This window comes from Cellulomonas sp. P5_C5 (genome assembly GCF_054049655.1).
This window is the reverse complement of sequence record NZ_JBFULY010000011.1, coordinates 23,190-39,895: the sequence shown is the minus strand read 5'-3', so window position 1 is coordinate 39,895 and position 16,706 is coordinate 23,190. Positions and strand designations below refer to the sequence as shown.

Genomic DNA, 16,706 nt, shown 5'->3' with positions numbered 1-16,706 from the left:
GGGTATATTCCAACCGGAATAATTGACCCGGAGGTGAACGCATGGCCGAGCTGTCGGCGGTCGCGGTGCTCGTGCTCGGGCTCCTGCACGAGCAGCCGATGCACCCCTACCAGCTCCACCAGACCCTCGTGGAGCGCGGCGACACCCGGATCGTCCGCGTCAACCCCGGCGCGGTCTACCACGGTGTCGAGCGGCTCGAGCGGGACGGCCTGGTGGAGGTCGTCGGCACCGACCGCACCGGCAAGCGCCCCGAGCGCACCACGTACCGGATCACCGGCGCCGGCCGTGCCGAGTTCGCCACCCGGCTCACCAGCCTGCTGGGCGACGAGCACCCGGCCTACCCGCTCTTCTCGGTCGGTCTGGCCGAGGCCAACGAGCTGCCCGCCGACGAGGTCCTCGCGCAGCTGGTCCGGAGACGGGACCGCAAGGACGCCCACCGGGCCCGGCTCGCGGAGTCCTACGACTCCCTCAGCCGGCTCGGCCTGCCCCGGCGGTACCTCCTCGACGTCGAGCACGACCTGGCCACCCTGCGCGCCGAGAGCGACTGGCTCGACCGCACGATCACCGAGCTGCAGTCCGGCGCCCTCGACTGGACCAGCCCGATCCCCGACTCGTTCCACGACGCGAAACGCGCCCAGCGCGCGCTGCGCCCCCTCGATCCACACCCGAAGGACAACTCATGAGCTCTGAGCAGCCTCGCGCGCTCGTCGACCTGCACGGACGCAGTCCGTGGAGCATCCTGCCCGCCCTCTGTCTGGGTTTCTTCATGATCATGGTGGACACCACGATCGTGAACATCGCCATCCCGTCGCTGGTCTCGGCGTTCGACGCCGACCTGACGGCGGTCGGCTGGGTCAACAGCGCCTACCTGCTGACGTTCGCCACGCTGCTGCTGGTCACCGGCCGCCTGGGCGACCGGTTCGGGCCGCGGCCCGTCTTCGTCCTCGGGCTCGTCATCTTCACCATCACGTCGCTGCTCTGCGGCCTGTCGGGGTCGATCGAGATGCTCATCGCCGCCCGTGCGCTCCAGGGCGTCGGTGCCGCGCTGATGACCCCGCAGACCATGTCGATGATCACCCGGGTGTTCCCGCCGCAGAAGCGTGGCGCCGCAATGGGCCTGTGGGGTGCCGTCGCCGGCATCGCGACCATCACCGGCCCGGTGCTCGGCGGTCTGCTGGTCCAGACGGTCGGCTGGGAGTGGATCTTCTACGTCAACATCCCCGTCGGCGTCGTCGCCCTCGTGCTCGCGCTGCGGACGCTCCCCACGCTCCCCACGGCCAACCGCTCCTTCGACGGCCTCGGCGTCCTGCTGTCGGTCGTCGGCATGTTCCTCGTCGTGTTCGGCCTCCAGGAGGGTGCGACCTACGACTGGGGCACCATCACCGGACCGATCACAGTGTGGGGCGTCATCGGCGCCGGCGTGCTCGTGCTCATCGGCTTCGTGCTCTGGCAGCGCCACCGCGGCAGCGACGCGCTGCTGCCGCTGACCCTGTTCCACAGCCGCAACTTCTCGCTGTCCAACGTCGCCGGCGGCGCCGTGACCTTCGCGATGATCGGCATCTTCTTCCCGTTCACGCTGTTCCTGCAGGAGGTCCTCGGCCTGAGCCCGCTGAACGCCGCGCTCGTCGGGCTGCCCGGCTCGCTGCTGTCCGGCGTCGTCGCGCCGTTCGCCGGCCGGCTGTCGGACAAGGTCGCCGGCAAGTGGGTCGTCGCCAGCGGGTTCGCCATCCTCTCGGTCGCCATCACGTGGCTCGCGCTCGCGATCCAGCCCGACGCACCGGTCTGGCACCTGGTCCTGCCGATGGCCCTGTTCGGCATCGGCACCGGCGCGCTCTTCTCGCCGCTCGCCAACCTGGCCACCTCCGGTCTCGACGGCCGCACCGCCGGTGCGGGCGCCGGGGCGTTCAACACGACCCGGCAGATCGGCGGCGTCATCGGCTCCGCGGCGATCGTCGCGATGCTCACCTCGCGCCTCGCGGTCACCATCCCGGCCGCCGCCGAGGCTGCCGCTGACCAGGTGCCGGAGCAGTTCCGGCAGTCGTTCGTCGACGGGTTCGCGTCCGGGAACTTCGCCAGCGGAGCGGCCCCGCAGCTGCCGTCGTCGGTGCCGGCGGACGTCGCCGCGCAGATCGGTCAGGTCGCGCAGCAGGCGGTGCACTCCGGCTTCGCCACCGCCGTGACGCAGACGATGCTGCTCACGGTCGCGGTGCTGCTGCTGGGGCTCGTCGCCAGCCTCGCGATGAAGGGCGGCCGCCCGGTGCACCACGCGCCGGTGGCAGCCGCGAAGGTCACCGCCGAGGTCTGACGGTACGACGAAGGCCCCGGGGAGAACCCCGGGGCCTTCGTCGTCGGCTCAGGCCTGCGGCGGCCTCGTCATGCTCAGCACGTCGAGCGCGCTGTCCAGCTGCTCCTCGGTGACCTCGCCGCGCTCCACGAAGCCGAGGTCGACCACGGCGGCCCGCACGGTGATGCCGTGCTTGACGGCGTGCTTGGCGATCTTGGCCGCCGCCTCGTACCCGATCACGCGGTTCAGCGGCGTGACGATCGACGGCGACGACTCCGCCAGGGCACGGGCGCGCTCGACGTTGGCGACGAGCCCGACCACGGTCTTGTCCGCGAGCAGCCGCGAGGCGTTGGCCAGCAGGCGGACCGACTCCAGCACGCCGGCCGCGATCACGGGGATCTGCACGTTGAGCTCGAACGACCCGCTCGCGCCGGCCCACGCGACGGTGGCGTCGTTGCCGACGACCCGCGCGGCGACCATGAGCACGGCCTCGGGGATGACCGGGTTGACCTTGCCGGGCATGATCGACGAGCCGGGCTGCAGGTCGGGGATCGCGATCTCGCCGAGGCCGGTGTTCGGGCCGGAGCCCATCCAGCGCAGGTCGTTGCAGATCTTGGTGAGGCTGACCGCGATCGTGCGCAGCGCGCCCGACAGCTCGACCAGCCCGTCGCGGGAGCTCTGCGCCTCGAAGTGGTCGCGGGCCTCCGTCAGCGGCAGGCCGGTGTCCTCGCGGAGCAGCGCGATCACGCGCTGCGGGAAGCCCGCCGGGGTGTTGATGCCGGTGCCGACCGCGGTGCCACCCAGCGGGACCTCGGCGGCGCGGGGGAGCGCGGCCTCGAGCCGCTCGATGCCGTACCGGACCGCCGCCGCGTACCCGCCGAACTCCTGGCCCAGCGTCACGGGGGTGGCGTCCATGAGGTGCGTGCGGCCGGACTTCACGACGGTCGACCACTCGGCGGCCTTCGCCTCCAGCGACCCGGCCAGGTGGGCCAGCGCCGGGATCAGGTCGCGGACGACGCCCGCCGTCGCGGCCACGTGCACCGACGTCGGGAACACGTCGTTCGACGACTGGGACGCGTTCACGTGGTCGTTGGGGTGCACGTCGCGCCCGAGGCGTCGCGTCGCCAGCGTCGCGAGCACCTCGTTGGTGTTCATGTTCGAGCTGGTGCCCGAGCCGGTCTGGTAGACGTCGATCGGGAAGTCGCCGTCGTGCGCCCCGCTCGCGACGTCGTCGGCGGCGGCGACGATGGCGTCCGCGACGTCCTGCTCCAGCACGCCCAGCTCGGCGTTCGCGCGGGCCGCGGCCTTCTTGATGCGGGCGAGCGCCTCGATGTGGCTGCGCTCGAGGCGGCTGCCGGAGATCGGGAAGTTCTCGACCGCCCGCTGGGTCTGTGCGCGGTAGAGGGCGTCGACGGGGACGCGCACCTCACCCATCGTGTCGTGCTCGATGCGGAACTCAGAAGTCATGCGAGCCATCCTGCCGCACGCGTCAGGACTCGACGTCCCCCAGCGACTCCGTCAGGTGCACGGTCCCGTCGGCCAGCGTGTACTCAAGCCCGACGATCGCGACCCGCCCCTCGGTGACGGCCTCCGCGAGCGACCGTGAGTACCCCTGGAGCATCTGCACCGTGTGCCGGACGTGCTCGTGGCCCAGGGCGGCCGGGTCGATCGTCTCCAGGGCGCCCAGACCGCCGCCCGCGAGGTTGACGATGCTCGGGATGACCCGGTCGACGATCGCGCGCACGAAGCCGGTCGGCAGCTCGCCCGTGGTCAGCGCGGTCGTCGCCGCGGCGACGGCACCGCAGCTGTCGTGACCGAGGACGACCACCAGGGACGCACCGAGGATGTCGACGCCGTACTCGATCGACCCGATGACCGTGGTGTCGAGGACGTGGCCGGCGGTGCGGACCACGAACACGTCACCGAGGCCCTGGTCGAAGATGATCTCGGCGGCGACCCGGGAGTCCGAGCACCCGAAGATCACGGCGAACGGGTACTGGGCGACGCTGAGCTCGGAGCGGTGGTCGACCCCTTGCGACGGGTGGATCATCTCGCCGCGGACGAACCGCTCGTTCCCCTCGCGCAGCGCGGACCAGGCTTCAGCGGGTGTGGTGGGGCGGGGCACGGCGTCATCGTCGCAGGTCGTGAGGCGGTTGGGGAGAACCGTTCAGCGTGCGAGAAAGCTCGCCACCGGTGGCGCGCACAGGCCGAACGGGTGTAGCCCTAGAGCGTGAGGCGTCGACGCCTCGGTTCGGAGGTGCTCCGTGCGACGACGCACACGGGCGCTCGCCCTCCTGCTGGGGGTGGGGCTCGTCGCTCCGTTGGCAGCCTGCGCAGGATCGGGGTCCGGGACCCCCGTCCTCACCTGGTACATCAACCCGGACGACGGCGGCCAGGCCGAGATCGCCAAGCAGTGCACGGAGGCCGCGGACGGGGAGTACATCATCGAGACCTCCGTCCTGCCGCGCGACGCCAGCGCCCAGCGCGAGCAGCTGGCCCGACGGCTGGCCGCCAAGGACTCGTCGATCGACATCATGAGCCTCGACCCGCCGTTCATCCCGGAGATGGCCGAGCCCGGCTTCCTGGCCCCCGTGCCCGACGACGTCGCGGAGCGGGTGACGCAGAACGTCGTGGCGGGCGCCCTGGCGGGGGCGACGTGGGACGACAAGCTGGTCACCGTCCCGTTCTGGGCGAACACGCAGCTGCTCTGGTACCGCAAGTCCGTCGCGAAGGCCGCGGGCCTCGACCCCGCCGCGGCGCCGGTGACGTGGGACCAGATCATGACCGCGTCCAAGGAGCAGGACAAGTACCTCGCCGTCCAGGGCACCAAGGCCGAGTCGCTGACCGTGTGGATCAACGCGCTCATCGCGTCGGCCGGCGGGAAGATCATCGAGAACCCCGAGGCTCCGGCCGACGAGGTCACTCTCGGGCTGGAGAGCCCGGCGGGTGAGGCGGCCGCGACGATCATCGGCACGATCGGCAAGGAGAACCTCGGAGGTCCCGCCCTGCCGACGGAGGACGAGGGGGCGTCGCTCGCCATCTTCCAGGGCGACAAGGGCTCCTTCATGGTCAACTGGCCGTTCGTCTGGTCCGCCACGAAGGCGGGCGTCGAGGACGGCACGTTCGAGCAGTCGCTCCTGGACGACATCGGCTGGGCGCTGTACCCGCAGGTGACCGCGGACCAGCCGACCGCCCCGCCCTACGGCGGCATCAACCTCGGCATCGGGGCCTTCAGCAACTACGTCGACCTCTCCTACCAGGCGGCGGAGTGCATCGTCACTCCCGAGCACCAGGCGCAGTACTTCGCGACGAACGGCAACCCGCCGTCGAACACCGAGGCCTTCGACGACCCCGCCGTCGTCGAGGCGTTCCCGATGGCGGACGTCATCCGGGAGTCGCTCGAGCTCGCCGTGCCCCGGCCACAGACGCCGTACTACAACGAGGTGTCGACCGGCCTGCAGCAGACCTGGCACCCGCCGAGCGCGGTGTCCCCGGAGGTCACCCCGGCCGAGTCGAGCGACCTGATCACCGCCGTGCTTCGAGGGGAGCAGCTGCTATGACCGCCGTCGCCGACAAGCCGGACCTGCGCGACGCCGCAGCCAAGGCCGGCCGCAGCGACCGCGCGAAGTCCGAGGCCCGCCTCGGCTGGCTGCTCGCCGGGCCGGCGTTCGTCGTGATGCTCGCCGTCACGCTGTACCCGATCCTGCAGGCGTTCTACGACTCGCTCTTCCACTTCCGGCTCACCGCCCCGGACGACAAGAGCTGGGCCGGTCTCAGCAACTACGCCGTCGTGCTGACCGACACCCTGTTCTGGCAGGCGCTCGGCGTCACGGTCTTCATCACCGTGGTGACCGTGGTGGTCGAGCTGCTCCTCGGGTTCGCGCTCGCGCTGGTCATGCACCGCGCCATCACCCAGCTCCGCGGCCTGCTCCGGACGGCGATCCTGGTGCCGTACGGGATCATCACCGTGGTCTCGGCCTTCGCGTGGTTCTACGCGTTCGACATCAACTCGGGGTACATCAACCACTGGTTCGCCTGGGTTCCCGGGATCAGCGAGGACCTCAACTGGTTCGCCCAGCAGGGCACGAGCCTCTTCGTCATCATCATGTCGGAGATCTGGAAGACCACGCCGTTCATCTCGCTCCTCCTGCTGGCCGGCCTCTCGCAGGTGCCGACCGAGCTGGAGGAGGCCGCGGAGGTCGACGGCGCGACCTGGTGGCAGCGGCTGACACGAGTGGTCCTGCCGAACATGAAGGCCGCGATCATGGTGGCGGTGCTGTTCCGGGCCCTCGACGCGTTCCGCATCTTCGACAACGTGTTCATCATGACCAACGGGGCCAACGGCACCGAGGTGCTGTCGCTCCTCGCCTACCGGACGTCGATCGGACGGCTCGAGATCGGGCTCGGCTCCGCGATCTCCGTGCTCCTCTTCCTGTGCGTGATCGGGATCTGCTGGGTCGCGGTGAAGCTCTTCAAGGTCGATCTCGCCGGCGGCGCGAGGGGAGCGAGCTGATGAAGCAGCTGTCGGGTCGCGCCAAGGTCGCCTGGGCACTCATCACGGTCTTCGTCCTGGCGTACGCCCTGTTCCCGATCGTCTCGATCTTCGCGACGTCGTTCAAGCTGCCGTCCCAGCTCAACCTCGGGCTGTTCTGGCCGAAGACCTGGTCGACCGTGAACTACGAGGAGATCCTGGCGCCGGGCGGGTCCGCGCAGACGTTGTTCCTGTCCTCGCTGCGCAACTCGATCGGCATCTGCCTGATCGCCACGGCCATCGCGGTCGTCCTGGCCACGCTCGCGGCGTACGCGATCGCCCGGCTCGACTTCCCCGGCAAGCGGCTCGTCCTCCTGACGGCCCTCGGGGTCTCGATCTTCCCCGTCATCTCGATCGTCACGCCGCTGTTCAACCTGTGGCGCAACATCGGTCTCTACGACACGTGGCTCGGGCTGATCATCCCGTACCTGTCGCTCACGCTCCCGATCTCCATCTGGACGCTCGCGGCGTTCTTCCGCCAGATCCCGTGGGAGCTCGAGCAGGCCGCCCAGGTCGACGGCGCGACCACGTGGCAGGCCTTCCGCAAGGCGATCGTGCCGCTGGCCGCACCCGGCGTGTTCACCACCGCGCTGATCGCGTTCTTCATCGCCTGGAACGACTTCGTCTACGGCATCTCGCTCACGTCGACCGACCGGGCCCGTCCCGTGCCCGCGGCCCTGGCGTTCTTCACCGGTGCCTCGCAGTTCGAGGAGCCGACGGGGTCGATCTCCGCCGCCGCCATCATCGTGACCATCCCGGTGGTCGTCCTCGTCCTGCTCTTCCAACGCCAGATCGTGTCCGGCCTGACCCAGGGCGCCGTCAAGGGCTGACTTGTCAGGGGCCCAGTCCCACGCAGCCCGTCCCACGAAGGAGATCCGATGGCCGCCATCACCCTCAAGGACATCGTCAAGCAGTACGGCGACGGCTTCCTCGCCGTGAAGGGCGTCAGTCTGGACATCGCCGACGGCGAGTTCGTCATCCTCGTCGGCCCGTCCGGCTGCGGGAAGTCGACGCTGCTGCGCATGATCGTCGGCCTCGAGGACATCACCGCCGGTGAGCTGACCATCGGCGGGACGCGCGTCAACGACAAGGCGCCGCGCGACCGCAAGCTCGCCATGGTGTTCCAGAACTACGCGCTCTACCCGCACCTGACCGTCTTCGAGAACATCGCCTTCCCGCTGCGGCTCCAGAAGGGGCAGTTCACCGAGGCGCAGATCCGGGAGAAGGTCGAGCACGCCGCCAAGACCCTCGAGCTGCAGGACCACCTCGACCGCAAGCCCGCCAACCTGTCGGGCGGCCAGCGGCAACGTGTCGCGATGGGCCGTGCGATCGTGCGCGACGCGGAGGCGTTCCTGTTCGACGAGCCCCTGTCCAACCTCGACGCCAAGCTGCGCGGCCAGATGCGCACCGAGATCGCCCGCATGCAGCGCCGCCTCGGCACCACGACCGTGTACGTCACGCACGACCAGACCGAGGCCATGACCCTGGGCGACCGCGTCGCGGTGCTCCGCAAGGGCGAGCTCCAGCAGGTGGCCAGCCCGCGCGGCCTCTACGAGCAGCCCGTCAACCTCTTCGTCGCCGGCTTCATCGGCTCCCCACCGATGAACTTCCTGCCGGGCGAGGTCAACGGCTCGACCATGAAGCTGCCGTTCGCCGACGTGCCCATCTCGACCGACCTCGCGTCGAAGCTCGGCGGCAAGAAGCTCGTCATCGTCGGCATCCGCCCGGAGCACTTCGAGGACGTCAACCTGCTGGAGGAGTCCAAGGTGTCCGAGGGCGTCACGTTCACGGCGCCCGTCGACGTCAGCGAGTGGCTCGGCTCGGAGCTCTACGCCTACATCCCGTTCGAGACCAACCCGAACGTCGCCCAGACTCTCGAGGAGCTCGACCGTGACCTCGACGGCGAGGGCCTGCGCACCCAGCTCATCGTCACGCTCGGGTCCGAGACGAAGATCCGCGACGGCGACGACGCCAACCTCTGGTTCGACCCCGCCCGCATGATGGTGTTCGACCCGGAGACCGGCGAGAACCTCACCTGGGACGCCGAGGCGGCGAAGACGATCGACCAGGAGAACGAGGCCGACCGCAAGGCGTCGCTCGAGCGGGCGCAGGCGCGCGAGAAGGCCAGCGCCTGACGTCCGCTCGCTTCGCTCAGACGAGCTCGGCCGAGCGGGGTGGGTTGGCGCCCGCGCGCGACACGGTGATCGCAGCGATGCGCGCGCACCGCTCCAGCACGCCCTCGACCGTCGCGGCGTCGACGTCTGCCAGCGCCTGGCGACGGTCCGCCCCGAGCAGCCCCGCCGACCAGAGCCCGTCGATCAGCCCGCCCATGAACGAGTCCCCGGCGCCGACGGTGTCCGCCACCCGCACCTTCGGGGCCGCGACCGAGATGCGCGCCCCGGCGGACGTGCTGGCGAACGCGCCCTCGCCCCCGTGCGTGACCACGACGAGCGACGGCCCGGAGCGGCTCCACTCCTCCGCGATCTCCGCCGGCGCGACGCCCGGGTGCAGCCAGGCCAGGTCCTCGTCGCTGACCTTGACGACGTCGGCCAGGCGCACCAGCGCGTCGACGACCGGCAGCGCGTGCGCGGGCGAGCCCATGAGCACGGGCCGCAGGTTGGGGTCGTAGGTGATCGTCGACGTCGCGCGACGGCGAGCGACGATCGAGGCGACGGCCGCGCCGCCGGGCTGCAGCACGGTCGCGATCGAGCCGGTGTGGACCACGAGCGGGTTGCCGGCGTCCTCGTCCCAGGTCTCGGGCAGGTCCCACTCGAGGTCGAACTCGTACGAGGCGGTCCCCTCGGCGTCGAGGTGCGCGGTGGCCACGGGGGTGCGCAGTGCCGATCGGTTGCCGTGCAGGACGTTCACCCCGGACCCGCGCAGGTGGCGGCGCACCAGGTCGCCGTCCGCGTCATGGCCGAGCCACGTCAGCAGGTCCACCCGCCGACCGAGGCGGCCGAGCCCGAGGGCGACGTTGGCCGGGCTGCCACCGGGGTGCTGAGCGCGACCGCCGTCGGGACGTGCGACCACGTCGATGAGCGCCTCGCCGATGACGAGGGCCCGGTCTGCTGTCGGCGTGGTCATCGCGTCTCCTCGTCGTCGGTGCTGTCGTTCGTGCTCGCCGGCCGCACCGCGCTGTCCCGCACGGCGGTGAGCCGCTCGCGTGCTCCGTCCAGCCACTCCTGGCACCGCGTCGCCAGCGCCTCGCCGCGTTCCCAGAGCGCGAGCGACTCCTCGAGAGTCGCCGCACCGGCCTCCAGCCGGGCCACGACCGCGACCAGCTCGTCGCGCGCCTCCTCGTAGCCGAGAGCGGCCACGTCGGCGTTCGGGTCGGCGGGCGGGGACGCGGAGGACGGGGACGGCTTCGGCACGGGGACAGTCAACCAGGACGCGCCCACAGCACCGTCGACGGGAGCCGCCTGGCGAGACGCGACCGGACCGTCCCGCCTCGTGCCCGCGACGTCGTCAGGGTGTCGAGGTCGAGGACCACGAGCCGCCCGTCGCGGCGTCGGGTCCCGCGGTCACCTGAGCCGATCGCGGGCGACAAGGCTGGGCAGCGAGTCCTCAGTCCCTGGTCACCCGAGCCGTCAGCTGACCGCGGGCGACCCGGATGCGCAGCGACTCGTCCGGCGCGACGTCCTCCGGGTCGCGCACCACGTGCCCGTCGGACTTCTGCACCACGGCGTACCCGCGGTCGAGCGTCGCGGCCGGAGACAGGGCCCTGACCTGCGCCGAGAGCCCGGCAACCTCCGCGTGACCGTGCACGAGCGCGGTGTGCAGCGACCGTCGTGCGCTCTCCCGCAGGGCTGTGACGCGGTGCTCGTGGACGTCGACGAGCGTCGTGGGGTTGGCCAGCACCGGCCGGCTGCGCCAGTGGTCGAGCCCGCTCTGCTCCCGGGTGAGCCGCATCGTGAGCGCGGCGCGGGTGCGCAGGCGGGCCTGGGTGAGCCGCGCCCGCTCCTCGCTCACGTCCGGCACGATCCGCTTCGCCGCGTCGGTGGGCGTCGAGGCTCGGAAGTCCGCGACGAGGTCCAGCAGCGGGGTGTCCAGGTGGTGCCCAATCGCGCTGACCAGGGGCGTCCGGCAGGCCGCGGCCGCGCGGACGAGGGACTCGTTGCTGAACGGCAGGAGGTCCTCGAACGACCCGCCACCGCGGGCGACCACGATCACGTCGACGCGCGGGTCCCGGTCCAGCTCCGCGATCGCCGCGCTGACCTCGGGCACCGCCCGCGGCCCCTGCACGGTCACCCGGCGGATCTCGAACTGCACGGCTGACCACCGGGCGCGCGCGTTGGACACGACGTCGTGCTCGGCGTCGCCCTGCTGCGCGACGATCAGCCCGACCACCGCGGGCAGGAACGGCAGTGCGCGCTTGCGCGACGGCTCGAAGAGCCCCTCGGCGCCGAGCACGCCCTTGAGGTGCTCGATCCGCGCGAGCAGCTCGCCCAGCCCGACCAGCCGCACGTCGTCGGCGGCGAACGTCAGGGTGCCCTTCTTGGCGTGGAACTGCGGCCGGGCGTGGACCACGAGGTGCGCACCGTCCGCCAGCTTGTCCGCCAGCTTGTCGATGGCGAAGGCCGGGGCGGTGACCGACAGGGACATGTCGAGGTCCGTGTCCCGCAGCGTGAGGAAGTAGAGGCTGTTCCACCTCTTGAGGTTCAGCACCTGCCCCTCGACCCAGACCGGGGGCATCTTCGCGATGTAGTCGGCGATCTTCGGTGCCAGGTGCCGCACCGGCCAGGGGCGGTCGGGGGTGGTGTCCGCCGCGCGCAGCGGGGGAGGCCCGGCGGTCGCGGGGGTGCTCAGGGGGCCGGTGCTCACGCGCTCAGCCTGCCTCATCGCGCCGACATCGCCGCCCGTCCCGCATGTGACGGGGCCGTGCGGGTCGGGTGCAGGTCACACCCGGAGGGCGCCTCCGAGCAGGGCCGACGCGGCCCGCCGATCTAGACTCGTGCCGTGACTTCCCCGACCGTCTCCGCCTCAGGCCCGGCCACCGGCCAGAACACAGGGGCCAAGCGCGTCCTGCTGGCCGCCCCCCGCGGCTACTGCGCCGGCGTCGACCGCGCGGTCATCGCCGTCGAGAAGGCGCTCGAGCACTACGGCGCCCCCGTGTACGTGCGCAAGGAGATCGTGCACAACCGGTACGTCGTCGAGACGCTGGCCACCCGCGGTGCCGTGTTCGTGAACGAGACCGACGAGGTGCCGGAGGGCGCGCACGTCGTCTTCTCCGCCCACGGGGTCTCCCCGGCGGTGCACGCGCAGGCGGCCGCACGGAACCTGCACACGATCGACGCCACCTGCCCGCTGGTCACCAAGGTCCACAAGGAAGCGGTGCGGTTCGCGTCCGAGGACTACGACATCCTCCTCATCGGCCACGACGGTCACGAGGAGGTCGAGGGCACGTACGGCGAGGCGCCCGACCACATCCAGGTGGTGAACTCCCCGGACGCCGTCGCCGACGTGGTGGTCCGGGACCCGGACCGTCTCATCTGGATCTCGCAGACGACGCTCTCGGTCGACGAGACCATGGACACGGTCCGTCGGCTGCGCGAGCGCTTCCCCAACCTGCAGGACCCGCCCAGCGACGACATCTGCTACGCCACGCAGAACCGTCAGGTGGCGGTCAAGAAGCTCGCGCCGGAGTGCGACCTGGTCATCACGGTCGGCTCGGCGAACTCGTCCAACTCCGTCCGGCTGGTCGAGGTCGCCCTGGACGCCGGTGCTCGGACGTCGTACCGCGTCGACCAGGCGTCGGAGATCGACCTCGCGTGGCTCGACGGCGTCACGACGGTCGGCGTCACCTCGGGGGCCTCCGTGCCGGAGATCCTGGTCAAGGACGTCCTCGCCCTGCTCGCCGAGCACGGCTTCGGTGACGTCCAGGAGGTCCGCACCGCGACCGAGGACCTCATGTTCTCCCTGCCCCGCGAGCTGCGCGCCGACCTCAAGGCCGCCGGCAAGGCCCCGGCCGTGCCGCGCCGCGAGGGCCGCACGTCGCTGGACGTCCAGCCCGCCTGACGGACCGCAGCCTGCCGCTGACGCAGGCGTCGCGACGCGCGTGAACACCACCCATGTCGGGTTCGATGCGCGGTGCGCCGGGTGTCAGGCCGTCGACGCGTCCGGGGGTTGTGCTGCGCGCTCGTCCCGCAGGGCGCGGTCGTCGCGGTCGGCGCGGCCGTCGAACATGACGATCAGCTCCTCCGCCGACGCCACCAGCTCGGGCGCGCTGACCGCGGACAGCTGCGGGTTCACAGGGGCGGGCGTCTCCAGGCCCCCGTCGACCACGTGCAGGTCGGCGAACCGGCGGGCGCTGACCAGGACCCGGGTCTCGAGCGACGACACCGTCTGGTTGTACGCGCCGGCCGCGGAGTCGATGGCGCGGCCCAGCTTGGCCAGGTGCGAGCCCATGGTCGCGAGCCGGCCGTGCAGCTCCTTGCCCAGCGACAGGACGGCTTGCGCGTTGCTGGCCAGCGCGTCCTGCCGCCACGCGTACGACACGGTGCGCAGGAGGGCCAGCAGGGTGGTCGGGGTCGCGATGACGACATTGCGCTCGAACGCGTACTCGATGAGCAGCGGGTCCTGCTCGGCGGCTGCGTGCAGGAACGACTCGGCCGGCACGAACATCACGACGAACTCCGGCGCCGGGGCGAACTGGTCCCAGTAGCGCTTGCCCGCCAGGTCGTCGACGTGTGCGCGGACGTGCCGGGCGTGCGCCGCGAGCCGCTCGGTGCGGACGCGCTCGTCGGTGGCCTGCGCGGCGTCGAGGAACCCGAGGAACGCGACCTTGGCGTCCACGACGACGTTCTTGCCGCCCGCGAGCCGGACGACCATGTCCGGCCGCAGCAGCCCGTCGTCGGTGCGCACCTGGTCCTGCTCGACGAAGTCGACGTGGGCGAGCATGCCTGCGGCCTCGACGACCCGCTTGAGCTGGACCTCGCCCCACTTGCCCCGCACCTGCGACGAGCGCAGGGCCGTGACCAGCTGGGCGGTCTCACCCCGCAGGTGCTCGGACGCCAGGTGCATCGCACGGACCTGCTCGCCGAGGGCGGCCTGACCGGCGGCCCGGGCCTGCTCGGCGGTGGAGAGCTCGACGCGCACCTGGTCGAGCGTGCGGGACAGCGGCTCGACCATCGCGCGCACGGCCTGCTCGCGCTGCGTGAGCTCGCCGACCTGCGTCTGGTGGTCGGCGGCGAACCGCTGGTGCGCGAGCGCGAGGAACTGGTCGGTGCTCGTCGCCAGCGCGTCGGCCGCCAGGGCCCGGAACTGGTCCGCCAGCCGGTCGGAGTCCTCGAGCCGGGCCTGCGCGCCGTGCCGCTCCGCCTCCAGCAGCGCCCGCGACCGCGCCGCCTCGAGGTCCGCGGCACGCAGCCGGGACGATGCGAGCATCCAGCCGGCGAGCGCGCCGACGACGACGCCGATCGCCAGTCCCAGCAGCAGTCCTGTGTCCATGCGTGCAGGCTCCCAGCAGCCACCGACATGCCGCGGCATCCCACGCCACCGACCTGCCTGCGGCATCTCGCGGCATCCCGGTGACATCCCACCGCAGGAGGAGGCACCGGAGGTCCGCGCCGCCTACGGTGGTCCGATGTCGAACGCACCCGCTCTCGAGCTGCGCGGACTGTGGCGCAAGTTCGGGGACAAGATCGCCGTCTCCGGCATCGACCTCACTGTCCCGGCCGGCTCGTTCTACGGCCTCGTCGGCCCCAACGGCGCCGGCAAGACCACCACGCTCTCGATGGCGACGGGTCTGCTGCAGCCCGACTTCGGCACCGTGCTCGTGCACGGCCACGACCTGTGGGCGTCCCCGATCGAGGTCAAGGGCATGCTCGGCGTGCTGCCCGACGGCGTCCGGCTCTTCGACCGCCTGACGGGCCAGCAGCTCATCACCTACGCGGGCCTGCTCCAGGGCCTCGACCGCGAGACGGTCGCCGCCCGCGCCACCGACCTGCTGGCCGCGCTGGACCTGACGGCCGACGCGACGAAGCTGGTCGTCGAGTACTCCGCGGGCATGACCAAGAAGGTCGCACTGGCGTGCGCCCTGGTGCACGCGCCCCGGCTGCTGGTGCTGGACGAGCCGTTCGAGGCGGTCGACCCGGTGTCCGCGGCGAACATCCGCGACATCCTGCGCTCGTACGTCAGCTCGGGCGGCACGGTGATCGTGTCGTCGCACGTCATGGACCTGGTCCAGCGCATGTGCGACCACGTCGCGGTGATCGCCGCAGGGCACGTGCTGGCGGCGGGGACGATCGACGAGGTCCGCGGAGACGGCAGCCTCGAGGACCGGTTCGTCGACCTGGTCGGTGGCCGTGTGAGCGGGGAGGGGCTGGCGTGGTTGCGCACCTCGTCCGCCTGAAGCTGACCCTGCTGCGCAACGCGCTGCGGCGCAGCGCGTGGCAGGTGGTCGGGCTCGTGGTGGCCGCGCTGTACGGGCTGGGTGCCCTGGTCGTCGTCGTGGTGTCGATGGGCGTGCTCAGCGTGCAGGAGCCCGACATCCGTGGCCTCGTCACGGTGCTCGCCGGTTCTGTGCTGGTCCTCGGCTGGTGGGTGGTGCCGCTCATCGCGTTCGGCCTGGACTCGACCATCGACCCCGCGCGGTTCGTCACGTTCGCCATCCCGCGGCGGTCCTTGCTCACGGGTCTGGCGATCGCGGGGGTCATCGGGGTGCCCGGCGCGGTCACGGTCGGTGCGGCGCTCGCGATGGCGGGCGTGTGGTGGCGGACCCCGGAGGCCCTCGTCGTCGGGCTCGTGTGCTCGGTCCTCGCGGTGGCCACCTGCGTGATCGGTGCGCGGGCCACGACCTCCGCCGCGGCCACCCTGGTCACGGGCCGCCGCTTCCGGGAGGTGATGGCTGCCGTCGCCGTGCTGCCCATCATCGTCGCTGGGCCGCTCCTGGGCCGGCTGACCTCGGGCTCGACCATCACCGCCGACGTGCTCGAGCAGGTGGCGGACGTCCTGTCGTGGACCCCGTTCGGCGCGTCCTGGGCGGCCCCCGCCGCGGTCGCCGAGGGGCAGTGGGGCCTGGCGGCGGCGCGCTTCGGGATCGCCGTGGCCACGCTGGCCGTCGTCGCGGTCGTGTGGGACCGCGCGCTCGCGCACGCGCTGGTCAACCCGGCGCACCAGAAGGTCTCGTCCAAGGGCCGTGGCCTCGGCTGGTTCGACCGCCTGCCCGCCACCCCGCTGGGCGCCGTCACCGCGCGCTGCCTCACGTACTGGGCCCGCGACCCCCGGTACGCGCTCGCCGTGGCCGTCGTACCAGTCCTGGCCGTCGTCCTGTACATCGCCAGTCCGGGCGGTGGGCTGGTCCTGTTCATCGGTCCCATCGCCGCCTACCTGATGGGCTGGGGGATCTCCGCCGACGTCGCCTACGACGGGACGGCGTTCTGGACGCACGTCGCCGCACCGCTGCACGGGACAGCGGACCGGCTGGGTCGGGTCATCGCGGCGGGGGCGATCGCGGTGCCCGCCGTCGCCCTCCTCGCGGTGGGTTCCGCGCTCCTCACCGACCAGCCGCAGACCATCCCCGCGCTGCTCGGGCTGTCGTTCGGGGTGCTGCTCACGTCGCTCGGCGGCTCCAGCGTCCTGTCCGCGCTCGTCGTCTACCCGGTCCAGCTCCCGGGCGAGAGCCCGTTCCAGACGAAGCAGGGCGCGTCGACGGCGTCGGTCGTGTCCCAGCTGGTCGGCTGGCTCGCCGTCATGGTCCTGTGCCTGCCGGAGATGATCCTGGCGCTGGTCGCCGTGCGCGGCGGGTCGGTCGCGCTCGGCTGGGCGACGCTCGCCGTCGGCCTGGTGCTCGGCTCGGCGCTGCTGACGATCGGCGTGCGCATCGGCGGTCGGACGCTCGACCGCACCGGACCGAGCCTGCTGAGCAAGATCGTGGCGTTCGCCTGACGGGCG

Annotated in this window: 15 protein-coding genes; 9 read left to right on the top strand and 6 right to left on the bottom strand. The window is 71.8% G+C overall.

Annotation, left to right across the window (positions count from 1 at the left end):
* The first annotated feature begins 41 nt into the window (after positions 1-41).
* Entirely contained in the window at positions 42-683 is a 642-nt protein-coding gene (locus ACXJKF_RS11680; RefSeq protein ID WP_456787886.1) for a PadR family transcriptional regulator, read from the top strand.
* Complete coding sequence (locus ACXJKF_RS11675; protein ID WP_456787885.1) at positions 680-2,305, top strand: DHA2 family efflux MFS transporter permease subunit; 1,626 nt, start codon at positions 680-682, stop codon at positions 2,303-2,305. Before ACXJKF_RS11680 ends, ACXJKF_RS11675 begins: the two co-directional genes overlap by 4 nt.
* 48 nt (positions 2,306-2,353) lie before the next feature.
* On the opposite strand, the gene ACXJKF_RS11670 is transcribed toward ACXJKF_RS11675, so the two are convergent.
* Positions 2,354-3,751: a class II fumarate hydratase gene (locus ACXJKF_RS11670; protein ID WP_456787884.1), complete on the bottom strand. Its 1,398-nt coding sequence runs from the start codon at positions 3,749-3,751 to the stop codon at positions 2,354-2,356.
* Between the two features lie 22 nt (positions 3,752-3,773).
* Positions 3,774-4,409: a carbonic anhydrase gene (locus tag ACXJKF_RS11665; protein ID WP_456787883.1), complete on the bottom strand. Its 636-nt coding sequence runs from the start codon at positions 4,407-4,409 to the stop codon at positions 3,774-3,776.
* Between the two features lie 139 nt (positions 4,410-4,548).
* Here ACXJKF_RS11665 and ACXJKF_RS11660 point away from each other — a divergent pair, with 139 nt between their 5' ends.
* Genes ACXJKF_RS11660 through ACXJKF_RS11645 form a run of 4 tightly spaced genes read left to right on the top strand, consistent with a single transcriptional unit; the run spans position 4,549 to position 8,950 of the window.
* Positions 4,549-5,844, top strand: a complete 1,296-nt coding sequence (locus tag ACXJKF_RS11660) for an extracellular solute-binding protein (protein WP_456787882.1) — start codon at positions 4,549-4,551, stop codon at positions 5,842-5,844.
* The gene (locus ACXJKF_RS11655; protein ID WP_456787881.1) at positions 5,841-6,797 is read left to right on the top strand and encodes a carbohydrate ABC transporter permease; all 957 of its coding nucleotides are present in this window, start codon (positions 5,841-5,843) and stop codon (positions 6,795-6,797) included. Before ACXJKF_RS11660 ends, ACXJKF_RS11655 begins: the two co-directional genes overlap by 4 nt.
* Entirely contained in the window at positions 6,797-7,645 is an 849-nt protein-coding gene (locus tag ACXJKF_RS11650) for a carbohydrate ABC transporter permease (RefSeq protein WP_456787880.1), read from the top strand. Before ACXJKF_RS11655 ends, ACXJKF_RS11650 begins: the two co-directional genes overlap by 1 nt.
* Before the next feature lie 48 nt (positions 7,646-7,693).
* Positions 7,694-8,950, top strand: a complete 1,257-nt coding sequence (locus ACXJKF_RS11645; protein ID WP_456787879.1) for an ABC transporter ATP-binding protein — start codon at positions 7,694-7,696, stop codon at positions 8,948-8,950.
* 16 nt (positions 8,951-8,966) lie between these two features.
* Here ACXJKF_RS11645 and ACXJKF_RS11640 read toward each other — a convergent pair whose 3' ends face one another.
* The 3 genes from ACXJKF_RS11640 to xseA form a co-directional block, all read right to left on the bottom strand.
* Positions 8,967-9,899, bottom strand: a complete 933-nt coding sequence (locus ACXJKF_RS11640) for a carbohydrate kinase family protein (RefSeq protein ID WP_456787878.1) — start codon at positions 9,897-9,899, stop codon at positions 8,967-8,969.
* Positions 9,896-10,186 (bottom strand): exodeoxyribonuclease VII small subunit, encoded by a 291-nt coding sequence (locus tag ACXJKF_RS11635; RefSeq protein WP_456787877.1) that lies wholly within the window; start codon positions 10,184-10,186, stop codon positions 9,896-9,898. Before ACXJKF_RS11635 ends, ACXJKF_RS11640 begins: the two co-directional genes overlap by 4 nt.
* Positions 10,187-10,379: 193 nt before the next feature.
* Positions 10,380-11,636: an exodeoxyribonuclease VII large subunit gene (xseA, locus tag ACXJKF_RS11630; protein WP_456787876.1), complete on the bottom strand. Its 1,257-nt coding sequence runs from the start codon at positions 11,634-11,636 to the stop codon at positions 10,380-10,382.
* A 135-nt stretch (positions 11,637-11,771) separates the two neighbouring features.
* Here xseA and ACXJKF_RS11625 point away from each other — a divergent pair, with 135 nt between their 5' ends.
* Positions 11,772-12,830 (top strand): 4-hydroxy-3-methylbut-2-enyl diphosphate reductase, encoded by a 1,059-nt coding sequence (locus tag ACXJKF_RS11625; protein WP_456787875.1) that lies wholly within the window; start codon positions 11,772-11,774, stop codon positions 12,828-12,830.
* A gap of 84 nt (positions 12,831-12,914) precedes the next feature.
* Here ACXJKF_RS11625 and ACXJKF_RS11620 read toward each other — a convergent pair whose 3' ends face one another.
* On the bottom strand, positions 12,915-14,261 hold the full coding sequence (locus ACXJKF_RS11620) for a DNA recombination protein RmuC (RefSeq protein ID WP_456787874.1): 1,347 nt from the start codon (positions 14,259-14,261) through the stop codon (positions 12,915-12,917).
* A 136-nt stretch (positions 14,262-14,397) separates the two neighbouring features.
* On the opposite strand from ACXJKF_RS11620, the gene ACXJKF_RS11615 reads away from it, so the two are divergent.
* Together ACXJKF_RS11615 and ACXJKF_RS11610 are read left to right on the top strand one after the other, a co-directional pair.
* A complete protein-coding gene (locus ACXJKF_RS11615; protein ID WP_456787873.1) occupies positions 14,398-15,165 on the top strand; it encodes an ABC transporter ATP-binding protein in 768 nt (255 codons plus the stop codon).
* Positions 15,141-16,700, top strand: a complete 1,560-nt coding sequence (locus tag ACXJKF_RS11610) for a hypothetical protein (protein WP_456787872.1) — start codon at positions 15,141-15,143, stop codon at positions 16,698-16,700. The genes ACXJKF_RS11615 and ACXJKF_RS11610 overlap by 25 nt, the downstream gene beginning before the upstream one ends.
* Positions 16,701-16,706: the final 6 nt, after the last annotated feature.